The sequence below is a fragment of the Leclercia adecarboxylata genome, from assembly GCF_035787115.1.
In the GTDB taxonomy this organism is placed as follows: Bacteria; Pseudomonadota; Gammaproteobacteria; order Enterobacterales; family Enterobacteriaceae; genus Enterobacter; species Enterobacter adecarboxylatus_E.
Genome location: NZ_JALKTL010000002.1, coordinates 708,132 through 722,054, shown reverse-complemented (window position 1 = coordinate 722,054; position 13,923 = coordinate 708,132). Strand labels below are relative to the sequence as shown.

General features: G+C 57.3%; 11 protein-coding genes and 1 pseudogene. 8 read left to right on the top strand and 4 right to left on the bottom strand.

Features of this window, described 5'->3' with window-relative positions:
- From MXM41_RS10905 to MXM41_RS10890, 4 genes and pseudogenes are all read left to right on the top strand, one after another.
- Positions 1 to 245, top strand: a pseudogene (locus MXM41_RS10905) (hypothetical protein); the annotation flags it as partial.
- A gap of 76 nt (positions 246 to 321) precedes the next feature.
- Complete coding sequence (locus tag MXM41_RS10900; RefSeq protein WP_325931898.1) at positions 322 to 459, top strand: hypothetical protein; 138 nt, start codon at positions 322 to 324, stop codon at positions 457 to 459.
- 51 nt (positions 460 to 510) lie between these two features.
- On the top strand, positions 511 to 972 hold the full coding sequence (locus tag MXM41_RS10895; RefSeq protein WP_325931897.1) for a hypothetical protein: 462 nt from the start codon (positions 511 to 513) through the stop codon (positions 970 to 972).
- A gap of 1,186 nt (positions 973 to 2,158) precedes the next feature.
- Entirely contained in the window at positions 2,159 to 2,620 is a 462-nt protein-coding gene (locus MXM41_RS10890; protein WP_325931896.1) for a hypothetical protein, read from the top strand.
- Between the two features lie 356 nt (positions 2,621 to 2,976).
- Here MXM41_RS10890 and MXM41_RS10885 read toward each other — a convergent pair whose 3' ends face one another.
- The 3 genes from MXM41_RS10885 to MXM41_RS10875 all read right to left on the bottom strand — a co-directional run bounded on the left by MXM41_RS10885 (position 2,977) and on the right by MXM41_RS10875 (position 4,282).
- Positions 2,977 to 3,249, bottom strand: a complete 273-nt coding sequence (locus MXM41_RS10885) for a hypothetical protein (RefSeq protein WP_325931895.1) — start codon at positions 3,247 to 3,249, stop codon at positions 2,977 to 2,979.
- Positions 3,250 to 3,573: 324 nt separating this feature from the next.
- Positions 3,574 to 3,861: a hypothetical protein gene (locus tag MXM41_RS10880; RefSeq protein WP_325931894.1), complete on the bottom strand. Its 288-nt coding sequence runs from the start codon at positions 3,859 to 3,861 to the stop codon at positions 3,574 to 3,576.
- Between the two features lie 52 nt (positions 3,862 to 3,913).
- Positions 3,914 to 4,282, bottom strand: coding sequence for a hypothetical protein (locus MXM41_RS10875; protein WP_325931893.1), 369 nt, complete (start codon positions 4,280 to 4,282; stop codon positions 3,914 to 3,916).
- 708 nt (positions 4,283 to 4,990) lie between these two features.
- Between MXM41_RS10875 and MXM41_RS10870 the strand changes: the two genes are divergently transcribed.
- Positions 4,991 to 5,704 (top strand): hypothetical protein, encoded by a 714-nt coding sequence (locus tag MXM41_RS10870; RefSeq protein ID WP_325931892.1) that lies wholly within the window; start codon positions 4,991 to 4,993, stop codon positions 5,702 to 5,704.
- A gap of 262 nt (positions 5,705 to 5,966) precedes the next feature.
- On the opposite strand, the gene MXM41_RS10865 is transcribed toward MXM41_RS10870, so the two are convergent.
- Positions 5,967 to 8,207, bottom strand: coding sequence for a TonB-dependent siderophore receptor (locus MXM41_RS10865; protein WP_325931891.1), 2,241 nt, complete (start codon positions 8,205 to 8,207; stop codon positions 5,967 to 5,969).
- Positions 8,208 to 8,420: 213 nt separating this feature from the next.
- Between MXM41_RS10865 and fes the strand changes: the two genes are divergently transcribed.
- The 3 genes from fes to entF are packed head-to-tail and all read left to right on the top strand — an operon-like array spanning position 8,421 to position 13,755.
- Positions 8,421 to 9,668 carry an enterochelin esterase gene (fes, locus tag MXM41_RS10860; protein ID WP_325931926.1) on the top strand — a complete coding sequence of 416 codons (1,248 nt, stop codon included), beginning with the start codon at positions 8,421 to 8,423 and terminating at the stop codon, positions 9,666 to 9,668.
- A gap of 11 nt (positions 9,669 to 9,679) precedes the next feature.
- A complete protein-coding gene (locus MXM41_RS10855) occupies positions 9,680 to 9,892 on the top strand; it encodes an MbtH family protein (RefSeq protein ID WP_325931890.1) in 213 nt (70 codons plus the stop codon).
- A complete protein-coding gene (gene entF, locus MXM41_RS10850) occupies positions 9,889 to 13,755 on the top strand; it encodes an enterobactin non-ribosomal peptide synthetase EntF (protein ID WP_325931889.1) in 3,867 nt (1,288 codons plus the stop codon). The genes MXM41_RS10855 and entF overlap by 4 nt, the downstream gene beginning before the upstream one ends.
- Positions 13,756 to 13,923 lie beyond the last annotated feature (168 nt).

Sequence of the window (13,923 nt, the reverse complement as noted above, 5' to 3'; positions counted from 1 at the left end):
CCGGCCAGGAAAATCGCCGCTTCGCGGTGGCCCTCAGCTTATTCCCTCCGGCTATCGGGTCGGGGGCGATCCTGGATCCCTGTAGGTCGCCCCCTCTCGGCGCATCCCTGCGCCTCGCCCCGGCCTGTGGTCAACGCTTCGGCGATTTTCAGCCGGACACGGACGTCGCTGTAAATCTCTTATTCTTATTGAGTTTCATTGTTGCTTTGATTTTTTGCGAGGAGGCTTCCGGGAATGATTTTTGATGGTTGTCGCCTTAAAACCCTCGCTGTATCTTCCTGTTGCGCCTGCAAAATCAGGCGTCGGGATTGACCTCCTGGTATGAGTTACAGGCGACATGGATTACTATGTCGTGCGCACGGCTATACCTCAATGGCGGGCCGGGCGGGGGCGTCGCAAGACGCGCCGGTTTCCTGTAACGCCGGTAAGGTCAACCTCGTCTGGTTCCGCCACCCGTGAGATTGACCTCTCCGATGGCGGATTTAAATACCGTTACAGGAGGCTGCCACTATGGCTACAACCCCAACCCAGACTCACCCATTATTTACCGTACCGTTCTCTCACAATACCGATTTCACCGTGCTGGCGAACCATTGCGAGCGTTTTGCTTATACCCTGCTGGAAACCGACGAACCCGCTGACAAACTGGCGCTGTGCGCCCGTCTTTGTGCCTGTCTCGCGCTGTTACAGCCCACGCTCAGCGAGCCCATCCCGGCGCACCTGGTGGAACATTTCACCCTTAACGATCTGCCTGCTCGCCTGCCTGCCTTTGAACCGGAAAGCGACCAGCTTGGCATCTATTGCCAGACCGTCACGCAGCTTTTAATCAGTAATGTCCTGCCGCCGGAGATGGCGCGCGTGATGGAAGGGCTGCTGTATGACCTGGTGAGCTTTTATGCCGACACGCTGAACGCACCACGCTGGCTGCAAACGCCGGATGGGCGCGTGGCGTTTGATGCGTTGATCAACTGAGTTTGTAGGCCCGTGCAAGCATAGCGCCGCCGGGCGGGGCATGGGGGCCTTGGTGGTGGAACATGCAGCGGTGGTGGGGGTTCCGTTCACCTTACTTTCGCTGCTTCTCTGTAAACCACGTTGCCCGTGAACGTGCCAGGGGGGCTCGCCGCCTCCCCCCTGGCAACCCCGGCTCCCGGCCAGGAAAATCGCCGCTTCGCGGTTCCTTCGGCTTTCTCCCTCCGGCTATCGGGTCGGGCGTGATCCTGGATCCATGTAGGTCACGCCCTCTCAGCGCATCCCTGCGCCTCGCCCCGGTCTGCGGTCAACGCCTCAGCGATTTTCAGCCGGACACGGGCGTCGCTTTGAGTCATTTATTCTTTTTACGATTCTTCAGTGCTGTGATTTTGCTGGTGCAGGTTTTGTGTTTTGTAGGCCCGTGCAAGCGCAGCGCCGCCGGGCGGGGTTGATCCCCTCTCCCCTTTGGGGAGAGGGTCAGGGTGAGGGGAACATGCAGCGGTGGTGGGGGTTCCGTTCACCTTACGTTCGCTGCTTCTCTGTAAACCACGTCACCGGTGAATGTGTCAGGGGGGCTCGCCGCCTCCCCCCTGGCAACCCCGGCTCCCGGCCAGGAAAATCGCCGCTTCGCGGGTTGTTCGCCCCATCCCTGGGGCTTACCCCTTCGGGGCCAGCGCAAGCGCTGTCCAAAATTGCTCCCGGCAATTTTGTCCTCAGCTTATTCCCTCCGGCTATCGGGTCGGGGGCGATCCTGGATCCCTGTAGGTCACGCCCTCTCGGCGCATCCCTGCGCCTCGCCCCGGCCTGCGGTCAACGCTTCGACGATTTTCAGCCGGACACGGGCGTCGCTGTAAGTCTCTTATTCTTATTGAGTTTCATTGTTGCTTTGATTTTTTGCGAGGCGGCTTCTGAGAATGGTTTTTGATGGTTGTCGCCTTATCAACCTCGCGGTATCTTCCTGTTGCGCCTGCAAAATCAGGCGTCGGGATTGGAACCCTGACTGACTTTATCGATGACATAAGAGGCCTTATGTCGTACGCTCTGCTGCACTTCAATGGTGGGCTGGCGGGGGCATCGTAAGATGCGCCGGTATCCGATAAAGCCGGTAGTTCCAACCTCGCTCAGTCCACCGCCATGAGATTGGAACCTCTGACGGTGGGTTTAAAAAACTTTATCGGAGGCTGCCACTATGGCTACAACCCCAACCCAGACTCACCCATTATTTACCGTACCGTTCTCTCACAATACCGATTTCACCGTACTGGCGAACCATTGCGAGCGTTTTGCTTACACCCTGTTGGAAACCGACGAACCCGCTGACAAACTGGCGTTGTGCGCCCGTCTTTGTGCCTGTCTCGCGCTGTTACAACCGACGCTCAACGAGCCCATTCCGACGCACCTGGTGGAATATTTCACCCTTAACGATCTGCCTGCTCGCCTGCCTGCCTTTGAGCCGGAAAGCGACCAGCTTGGCATCTATTGCCAGACCGTCACGCAGCTTTTAATCAGCAACGTCCTGCCGCCGGAGATGGCGCGCGTGATGGAAGGGCTGCTGTATGATCTGGTGAGCTTCTATGCTGACACGCTGAACGCCCCACGCTGGCTGCAAACGCCGGATGGACGAGTGGCAATTGATGCATGGCTGGACTGACAAAACCAAACGAGGAAGTTTTGCCAGTTTTGTAGGCCTGTCCAGGCGCATGTACTGATCCCCAAAAGTTGGAGAGAATAATCAAGCCATCTGAGAAAGAGTCCTTGTCTTGCATGGGCTCTTTTGTTTGCTGGTGACGAACAACATGAGGAGAGTTGAGCGTATCTCAGGCCTTGTTCTGGAAGACAGGCTAGCTGACGGTAGCAAGAGCGCAAAGGCTGGAATTTCCGCTTCGTGCCAGAAGCGAACTTAGTAACCGTAACCAGGAAGGTGGTGCACAGCCATCAGTGGCCAGATAATGGTTCTGGTTCTTACCTTACAGAAGACCTCGACAGGCAGCTTTTTTTAGTTAGATATTATTCAATACCGTATTTTCTTTGAGTAACAAAAAGAGGTTGTTTCCAGTTTGGACCTTTTACCAGCCCCATTTTATCATTAAGGGAAACAACCCCTTTTTCACTTAGTTCGTGGAAAGTGTTCATGAACTCTCCTGTTTCAATTGCGCTGAATCGATATCGTACAAAAAATCTGTCCAAACCTTGATACCCAATGCTTTTCGAAAAACCAGCAAAGAACGTAATGATGTCTTCAACTTTCTCATTTTTGAATAACAAGTCTAAATCAACCACTTAATTTCTCCCTGAGTTTATTTGTCTGTTGATTTGATAGTATCAGTGACAGGCTGCAATGTAATTTATAGACGGTGATATTAGCGATATCTCTATCTGCTGTAAGACAAATTGCACGCTTCCACTTTTCGCTCGAAGCTGCCTGTCATGTCTACTTAAGAAACAGGCTTAACGATCGATACGTCATTTATTGTTTTATACGGGAACCGTAAGACATGCCATGCCGCGTCAAAACCATAAGCCCGACAGGATATTCAGGATTATTACCAAAAAGAACTCCGCCAGCTGACGGAGTTTGGTTGTGCATTAAGAAAGCACGCGTTGTCAGTCTCTCTGTATTATCAAACGCGAATAGACAGTGGATTTACTCGGATCTGACGAAGATGACGGTGCTATCTGATCGCTCACTTGCACAACTTTCCAACCCTGTTTTGCCAGTTCGGGTAGCGTGCCTTTGATTCCTCCCCCGCACGTAAAAACGGTACTGTCATTAACATCCTGACGTCCAATTTCCATCGCGCCAACTTCAGGGGAGCCACAAAAGTGCGCTTCCCCAGCGACTGCCGATGTACTTAACCCAAGCAGAGCTATTACCATCAATGATTTTTTCATCAGTCCTCTTCTCCATGATGCTATATGCCATAGCTAAGTAAGGCCGGAACTACTACATTTTTACATCGGTCCAGGTGAAGTATTTCGGTTCCAGGAAACGATTATTTGTGCTGCCAACCCTTATTGGCATTGGTTCAGGGCTGGTTACGGGGTATTTGAAGTCAACTCTGATAAAGTTGTGCTCTCCACACTTGTATATAATGTATTCACTCCAGACTTTTTCATCACCTTCTCTGTCAGATTTGTAGGTATCTACATCGCAGGTATCACTTTTATTCCCTGCTTTCCCGACAAGTTTACTACCAGTTAACTCTAGCTTAGTGCCTTCGATAGTAATTGTACGTGATTTAAAATCGTTGTCGTTACAACCCACAAGGAGCAGTGTAAGTATCCCGGCATTGAGTAAGTTAGTTATTTTCATGTAAATCCATTAATAAAATAAAAAGTTAAAATATTACAACGCCATGTTATCGGCAACTAAGTGTCAAATGTTTTGTGAGAAACTACTAATAATGGTGTGTAGGAAGCCTCAGACTATGAATTTTAATGAAGTCAAGCAAAAAGACAGGTGGCGGAATGATTGCTGGCGGCAAGATTTTTCGCGCCAAAGACTTTGTTCGAGATGGTTCATCCGCGAAAAAGCGTCCGCATTGTCACAGAAACGTAATATTAGCGGTGGGCAACAGACCACCGCTAACCCATTTAACACTTCATTGCTGTAAGCTGTGTACTCAGGTACGGGACAAAGCCCGAACAGGACAAAAATTAATGTTACCACTACATTTAGTAGTAGCTACGTAAAAATTACTCATCTATTCTGCCTTCATCAGCGAGCGGATCGTAGTCACTCTTTGTGGATAATCCCATACTTCAGAAACCCATCAAAATTCTTAATCTCGTCCTGAGGGTAATAGATGAATCCAGGACAAAGAAATAAAAACACTCTGAACCCGCCAATGAAGAAACTGATTCCAGAGAACGCCATGAATAGCGCTATTTCAGCTGAAGGATTCCGGGCAATACAAGTGGCAGCGAAGGCATATATCTTAGTTCTGCTGATTCAGTTGTTATTGAAATTGATACCACAGGCCTGGACAAACATACCGGAGTGTTCAGGCTGACAGGGGTTGTGCTTGCTTCAGTGGTAGCAGTTGAGAATGCCACCAGTGTGCCAGGTTTAGTCATTTGCACCCTGAGTCACTTCATAATTTATTTTCAAATAAACTTCTTGAGGTTCAATATGCCTATACCCTTCATGCCTATATTAACAGGCAGTATCATCAACGCCATCCCTGTATTAGTGTTGTATTTTGTCGTCAGCAAGAATATGAAACGACTGGTCCCGTTAGTCCTCCTTTCAATCATTTACTCAGTGGGGAATTCCGTGTATTGGATTTCTAACCACGTTGACTTGACGCTGATTATCACGTTTACCATCTTAGTAATCGCAGGTGTGATTTGTCTTACCTCTATACTCAGACGTGAAGGGAATAGACTGAAGTCATGGTCTCTCGCAAGTGGCGCTCTTATTCTATGTTCGATTATTCCATTCGTAAGGCTGCGATTGTTTTTGGAACAAGTCTCACCTGCGTTTTTTTATCCGTTGGTAGCAGTATTATTGGCTGTGGCGGTTCTTTCATTAGCTTTTGCCCGGGGACTTGGTGGGCCATCGATTAAAGGGGCCGCATATCCAAACGGAAATGTATCTAAGGCTTATGCTACCCGTACAGAAATAGATACGGATTTAGCCATCAAAGGCAGATCTGTGTTGTCAGATACAAATCTGGATGAAGTCGAGCGAGCAAGATACCGTAAAGCCCTGGATGAGAGAGACAACGGATAACTCAAGCTTTCAGTCGCCACGTTAACAGCGTGGCGATTTTCATATCAGCTAACCTACCGCCCATGGTTCATACACAATACTGACAATATTGTCCGCAGATCGCTCACAGCAGACATGGCCTCTTCATTTCCAGTAACGTTCAAGCTTCGGGAACAGACGAGTATGGGTGCTGCTTTCCCTGTTTTGTCGCCCCGGGCAAGGCACGGGGCCGATACAGGTGACAGACATTAAAAAGGCAACCTAAGTTGCCTTTTTACGTTCATCAGAACCGCGTATTCACGCTCATAAACCACGTCCGCCCTGGCTCATTATACGTATACGCCCCCGCGCCATACATATACGCCCCCGTCTGGGTATTCCCCGTCGTCTGGGCATTACCCGCACGCCACTGGCGTTTATCAAACACGTTATCCACGCCGCCGGTCAGGCTCACGTACCTGGTCACGTCCCAGGTCGCGCTCAGGCCGACGATGCTGTAAGGGCTCACTTCGTCTTTCTCAGAGCCGCTCACCGGCTGGCCTTTGTAGTTGTACTTCTTCGGCTGCTGCTTGCCGTACCAGGTGAAGGTTGACTGCAACGACACATCCTGCTGCACCTGCCAGCTCAGGGTGGAGTTCAGCGTGTACTCCGGGATGATCGACAGACGGTCGCCGGTCTCCTTGTTCTTGCTTTGCAGCATATAGGTGATGTTGTTGGTCCAGTTGATGGCGTCGCTGACCGGTACGTTCAGCGTGCCTTCCAGCCCTTCAACCACTGCCTTAGGCACGTTTTCCCACTGATAAATATCGGTGCGGGTCTTACCAGCAGAGGTCTGCCCAATCGGCGCGTAGCCCGCTTCAATCTTGTCGCGATAGTCGTTGCGGAACCAGGTCACGCCCGCCAGCCAGCCGTCGCGTTTCCACTCCAGACCAATCTCTTTGTTGATGCTGGTTTCGGCTTTCAGATCCTCGTTACCCAACATATAGCAGCCCACGCCGTCGGCGCTCGCATAGCACCCCTGGCCCTTGCTGTAGAGCAGGTAGTTCGGGTTGGTCTGGTACAGGCTCGGCGCTTTATAGGCGCGGGCGATACCCATCTTCAGGGTGAAATCATCCCCCAGCCCCTGGGAGAGGTTCAGCGACGGACTCCAGTTGTTGCCGACGATAGAGTGATGATCGAAGCGCAGCGCCGGAGTCAGCATGGTGGTGTCGGTCAGCTCCATGTTGTTTTCGGCAAACAGGGAGAAGATCTCTGCGTCGGAGTACGGGCTGCGATTGTCGCTCATCCCGGCAATGGCGCCGCCCTGCAGGGCCTGGCCGTTGGAGGACATGTCCTTCATCCGCTGCTGATCCCACTCGGCCCCCAGAGTCAGGTTCTGGTTGACGATAAAGTCGATCGGCAGGTTGATCTCGCTGTGCAGCATCACGTCGGAGAGATCGGTGTCGGTGAACTCGTTGCTGTTAAACAGCCCTTCCAGACCGCCCGCCAGCCCCTCGCCGAGACGGGAGTTACGGGTGTGTTCGTACTGCGCCCAGTTGTTGGTGGTGATGCCGTTATCCCAGCCGCCGGTCCAGGTCAGGGCGAAGTTCTGGCGATAGATACGGTTGGTCTCTTTGCCGTAATTTTTCTTCACCAGCCCGTTGCTGCTGTTGTCGTTGTTGGTGTTCTGGGTGTCACCGGCATAGAGGTTGTTCTGACGGCTGTAGCCCGCTTCGAACTGCAGGGCCTGCATCGGAGCAAACTCCCAGCGCAGCACGCCGTTTACGTCTTTATTCTCAACGCCTTCGCGCCCGGCGGGCAGCGTGTCGGCATAGGCGCCGGTACGTTCCGACTGATGGCCCTGGTTGATATCCCAGGCGTCGGCCTGGGTTTTATCCAGGTTGCCGTACAGACGGAAGCTGAAAGCCTCGCCCAACGGGCCGCTCAGGCTGAAGTTGGTGCGTTTGGTGGAGCCTTCATCGTCATGCTCAGGGGCATTCAGGTAGGTGTTCCAGGAGCCATGCCACTCGTTACTGACCTTTTTAGTGATGATATTCACCACGCCGCCCGCCGCGCCGTTACCGTAGCGCGCCGCAGCCGGACCACGGATCACTTCGATACGCTCGATCATCTCTGGCGGCACCCAGCCGGTATCGCCGCGGGTGTCACGCTCGCCGCGCCAGCCCAGACGGATGGAGTTACGGCTGGTCACCGGCTTACCGTCAATCAGGATCAGGGTGTTTTCCGGGCCCATGCCACGGATATCAATCTGGCGATTGTTGCCGCGCTGGCCGCTGGTGGAGTTGCCGGTAAGGTTAACGCCCGGCATGGTGCGGATGATCTCGGACACATCGCGTGCTGACGGGTTTTTGCGGATCTCATCGGCGGTGATGGTGGAGACGCCGGGCGCCTGCAGGTTCTGCTCGGCGGCGGTGATCACCATGGTGTCTTCGTGCCCGGCGGTTTCGGCTGCCATCGCAGGCAGTGCCGCACCGTAAATCCCCAGATTGACCAGTAAGGTCAGTGAGTGAAGCTTATTATTCATTGTATGTCCTGCTTTTCGATGCCGCGTTCCTCATGGCTCCGTTCCCGAATGGGGGAGGTGGCGGCAGGATGTCGCCCGCAGTCTGCGAAAACCCCTCGATCCTGAGTCAGTACGCAGCGCAGAGCATGGTTATTTACTGTTCGCGCTTCCCACAGCGCGCCCATACGCTATTGCAAATGCAAATTGTTATCAATAATATTATCGATATTGTTTATCTTTTATCAACAAACCAGAACAAATCATGAGGTTAAATCGGTGACGACGCTGGAAACCGGAAGTGATGCCTGGTGGCAGTCGAAACAGGGGCCCGAACAGGTGCGGGAAGGGGACCATTATCGGGTGACGTTCAGCTGGCGTGACCCGCATGGTACGGAGCACACCTCGCCGCTAAAAAAGGTCTGGCTCTATATTACCGGCGTGACCGATCATCACCATAACGCCCGCCCGCAGACGCTGGTGCGCATTGCCGGGACCGACGTCTGGCAGTGGCAGGGCGAGTTCAGCCCCAACTGGCGCGGCAGCTACTGCTTTATTCCCTCTGAACACGACGACGACTTCGCGGAAACGGTGTTTGCCAGCGATCCGCCGGACCGCATGGCCCTGCGCGAAGGCTGGCGCAAGCTGCTGCCGAAAGCCATCGCCGATCCGCGCAACCCCCAGCACTGGCGCGGCGGACGCGGCCATCCGGTCTCGGCGCTGGAGATGCCCGAGGCGCCGCTACAGCCTGGCTGGGATCGCCCGGACACCCCGTATCAGCCGGCGCAGTGCATTACCTGGCAGAGCGCAAGGCTCGGCAACCGGCGCCGGGTGTGGATCTTCACCACCGGCGAACAGAATCCGCAGGAACGTCCGCTGGCGGTGCTGCTTGACGGACAGTTCTGGGCCGGGAGCATGCCGGTGTGGCCCGCGCTGACGGCACTCACCCGCGATGGCCAGTTGCCGCCCGCCGTCTACGTGCTGATCGACGTCATCGACACCGCCCATCGCAGCCGCGAGCTGCCCTGTAATCCCGACTTCTGGCTTGCCGTTCAGGAGGAACTCCTGCCGCAGGTGCAGGCGCTGGCGCCGTTCAGCGAGCGGGCCGATCGCACGGTGGTCGCCGGGCAAAGCTTTGGCGGTCTCTCCGCGCTCTATGCCGGGCTGCACTGGCCGCAGCGTTTTGGCTGCGTGCTCAGCCAGTCGGGGTCGTTCTGGTGGCCGCATCGCGGTGGCAAAGAGGACGGCGTGATAATTGAACAACTCAAAAACCAACAACTGACGGCGCAGGGACTGCGCATCGTCCTTGAGGCGGGGCGACGTGAACCGCTGATTTTTCGCGCCTGTCAGGCGCTTTATGCCGGGCTACAGCAGACACAGCAGCCGGTTTTCTGGCGTCCGGTGGACGGCGGACATGATGCACTTTGCTGGCGGGGAGGGCTGACGCAGGGGCTGATGACTCTCTGGCAGCCGCTTATTCAATAACGGAGTCTGGTATGGAATTCAGTAACCCCTTCGACGATCCGCAGGGTCTGTTCACTATTGTGCAAAACGCCCATCAGCAGTACAGCCTGTGGCCGCAGCAGTGCGCCTTGCCTGACGGCTGGCGCGTGGTGTGCGAGGCGCAGCCGCAGGAAGCCTGTCAGCAGTGGCTTACCAACCGCTGGCAAACGCTGCTCCCGGCCCATTTTGCACAGGTGACTCCATGAACGAAAAACGTCCTCTCGTTGCCGCCCAGCCGGGGATCTGGATGGCGGAACAGCTTTCCGACCTGCCCAACGCCTGGAGCGTGGCCCACTACGTCGAACTGACCGGCCCGGTGGATGCCCCCCTGCTGGCGAAGGCGGTGGTAACCGGCATGATGCAGGCCGACACTCTTCGCACCCGCTTTACCGACGACAACGGCGAAATCTGGCAGTGGGTGGACGAGAGCCTTATCCTGCCGGAACCGCAAATCCTCGACCTGCGCCAGCATGACGATCCGCACGCCGCGGCGCAGGCGAAGATGCAGGCCGATCTTAACCAGAACCTGCGCGTCGACAGCGGGCAGCCGCTGGCCTTCCATCTGCTGATTCAGGTGGCGGACAATCGCTGGTACTGGTACCAGCGCTATCACCACTTAGTGGTGGATGGCTTCAGCTTCCCGGCCATTACCCGCCAGATCGCCGCCATTTATCGCGCCTGGATCCAGGGCGATGCCACGCCGGATTCCCCGTTTACGCCGTTTGCGGAAGTGGTGGAGGAGTATCAGCGCTACCGCGACAGCGAGGCGTACGCGCGCGACGGCGCGTTCTGGGCGGAGCAGTATAAACAGCTGCCGCCGCCGGTGTCGCTCTCCAGCGCGCCATTGCCGGGACGCGCCGCCACGACGGACATTCTGCGCCTGAAGCTGACCGCCGATCGGCACGCCTTCAGCCAGCTGGCGAACAACAGCCAGAGCCAGCGCACCGACCTTGCCCTTGCGCTGGTGGCCTTGTGGCTGGCCCGCCTGACCGGGCGCATGAACTACGCCGCCGGGTTTATCTTTATGCGTCGCATGGGCTCCGCGGCGCTTACCGCCACCGGCCCGGTGCTGAACGTGCTGCCGCTGGCAGTGAATATTAATCCCCGGGAGACCCTGCCTGCGCTGGCCCAGCGCCTGGCCGGGCAGATGAAAAAGATGCGCCGTCATCAGCGCTACGACGCCGAGCAGATCGTGCGCGACAGCGGGCGTGCCGCCAGCGACGAGGCGCTGTTCGGCCCGGTATTTAACGTCAAGGTGTTCGATTACCAGCTGGATATCGATGGCGTTAAGGCCGTTACCCATACCCTGGCCACCGGTCCGGTTAACGACCTCGAGATGGCGCTGTTCCCGGACGAGCAGGGCGGGCTGAGCATTGAGATCCTCGCCAACAAACAGCGTTACGATGAAGCCACCCTGATGCGCCACGTTGAGCGGCTGCACGCGCTGCTGGCGCAGTTCGCCGCCAACAGCGACCTGCGCTGCGGCGAGGCAGAAACGGTGTCTGACGACGAATACCGCCTGCTGGCCACCATCAACCAGACGGCGGTTCCGCTGCCGCTCACCACCCTGAGCGCGCTGGTGGCGGAGCAGGCGGCGAAAACCCCGGACGCCCCGGCGCTGGCCGATGGCCGCACGGAGCTCACCTACCGCCAGATGCGCGAGCAGGTGGTGGCCCTGGCAAATCAGCTGCGCGAGCAGGGCGTGAAGCCCGGCGACAGCGTGGCGGTGGCGCTCCCGCGCTCGGTGTTCCTGACCCTGGCCCTGCACGCCATCGTCGAAGCGGGTGCCGCGTGGCTGCCGCTGGACACCGGATACCCTGACGATCGCCTGCAGATGATGATCGAGGACGCGAAGCCGTCGTTGCTGATTGCTACCGACGACCAGCGCCCGCGCTTTAGTCATCTGCCGGTGACGATGTTTAGTTACAACACACTATTGCCTGCTGCGGGCTCTGAACCTCTGCACCTGAGCAGGCCGGAACAGACCGCCTATATCATCTTTACCTCCGGCTCGACAGGGCGGCCGAAAGGGGTGATGGTCGGCCAGACCGCCATCGTCAACCGCCTGCTGTGGATGCAAAATCACTATCCGTTAACCGCTGCGGACGTGGTGGCGCAAAAAACGCCGTGCAGCTTTGACGTCTCGGTATGGGAGTTCTGGTGGCCGTTTATCGCCGGAGCAAAACTGGTGATGGCCGAGCCGGAGGCGCACCGCGACCCGCTGGCGATGCAGGCTTTCTTTGCGAAGTATGGCGTCACAACCACTCACTTTGTGCCGTCGATGTTAGCGGCCTTTGTCGCCTCGCTGACCCCGGAAAATGCCGCCTGCTGCGCCAGCCTGAAGCAGGTGTTCTGTAGCGGCGAAGCCCTGCCCACCGAACTGTGCCGGGAGTGGGAGCAACTGACCCGCGTGCCGCTGCACAACCTCTATGGCCCGACCGAAGCGGCGGTGGACGTCAGCTGGTACCCGGCCTTTGGCCCGGAACTGGCGGTAGTAGAAGGTAACAGCGTGCCGATTGGCTTCCCGGTGTGGAATACCGGCCTGCGCATTCTGGATGGGATGATGCGCCCGGTGCCGTTCGGCGTGGCGGGGGATCTTTATCTCACCGGCATTCAGCTGGCGCAGGGCTATCTGGGTCGCCCGGATCTTACCGCCAGCCGCTTTATCGCCGATCCCTTTGCCCCCGGGGAGCGCATGTACCGCACCGGGGACGTGGCCCGCTGGCTGGATAACGGTGCGGTGGAGTATTTAGGCCGCAGCGACGATCAGCTGAAAATTCGCGGCCAGCGCATTGAGCTCGGCGAAATCGACCGGGCCATGCTGACCCTGCCGGACGTGGCCCAGGCGGTGACCCATGCCTGCGTCATCAACCAGGCGGCGGCTACCGGCGGTGACGCCCGTCAGCTGGTGGGCTATGTGGTCTCTGAGTCCGGCCTGCCGCTGGATCGCGACGCGCTTTTAACGGCGCTGAAGACCCAACTGCCGCCGCATATGGTGCCGGTCATCGTGCTGCAATTGAGTACGCTGCCGCTCAGCGCCAACGGCAAGCTGGATCGCAAGGCGCTGCCGCTGCCGGAACTGACGGTAAAAGCCCGGGGGCGTGCCCCGGAAACCGACACCGAATGGACGGTTGCCGCGGCGTTTTCGGCCCTGCTGGGGTGTGAGATCAACGACATCGAGGCGGATTTCTTTGCCCTCGGCGGCCACTCGCTGCTGGCGATGCGTCTTGCCGCCAGCCTCAGCCGCCACTTTGACCGTCAGGTGACGCCCGGTCAGGTGATGGTGGCCCCGACGGTGGGCAAGCTGAGCAGTCTGCTGACCTCAGAGATGAGCGACGAGCAGGCGCAGCGGCTGGGTTACGAGACCCTTCTGCCCCTGCGAGAAAGCCACGGCCCGACCCTGTTCTGCTTCCATCCGGCTTCCGGTTTTGCCTGGCAGTTCAGCGTGCTGGCGCGCTACCTGAATCCGCGCTGGTCGATCATCGGTATCCAGTCGCCGCGACCGGGGCCGATGCAGCAGTGCGCCACCCTGGACGAGGTGATCGCGCACCATCTGGCAACGCTGCGCGCCCAACAGCCTCACGGGCCTTATTACCTGTTCGGCTATTCGCTGGGCGGCACGCTGGCCCAGGGCATCGCCGCCCGCCTGCGCGCGCAGGGGGAAGCGGTGGCATTCCTCGGGCTGCTGGATACCTGGCCGCCGGAGACGCAAAACTGGTCTGAGAAAGAGGCTAACGGCCTCGATCCGGAAGTATTAGCGGAGATTGAACGTGAGCGTCAGGCCTTCCTCGCCGCCCGGCAGGGACAGGCATCCGGGGAATTGTTCAGCATGATCGAAGGCAACTACGCCGATGCGGTGCGCCTGCTGACTACCGCCCACAGCTCGCCGTTTGACGGTAAAGCGACGCTGTTTGTCGCCGAACGCACGCGAACGATGGATCCGCACCAGGCCTGGGCGCCGTGGGTGGGAGAGCTGGAGGTGTACGCTCAGGACTGCGCTCACGTGGACATCATCTCCCCGCAGGCGTTTGAGCAGATAGGGCCGGTGTTGCGGGAGATTCTGGGGTAGTTTCCCCTCACCCTAACCCTCTCCCCATAGGGGAGAGGGGATCGCTCGGAGCCGTCTTTTCACCCTCGTCCCTTGGGGAGGGGATCGCACGGAGCCGTCTTTTCACTCTCGGCCCTTTGGGGGGGAGCGCACGGAGCCGTCTTTTCACCCTCGCCCCTTGGGGAGGGG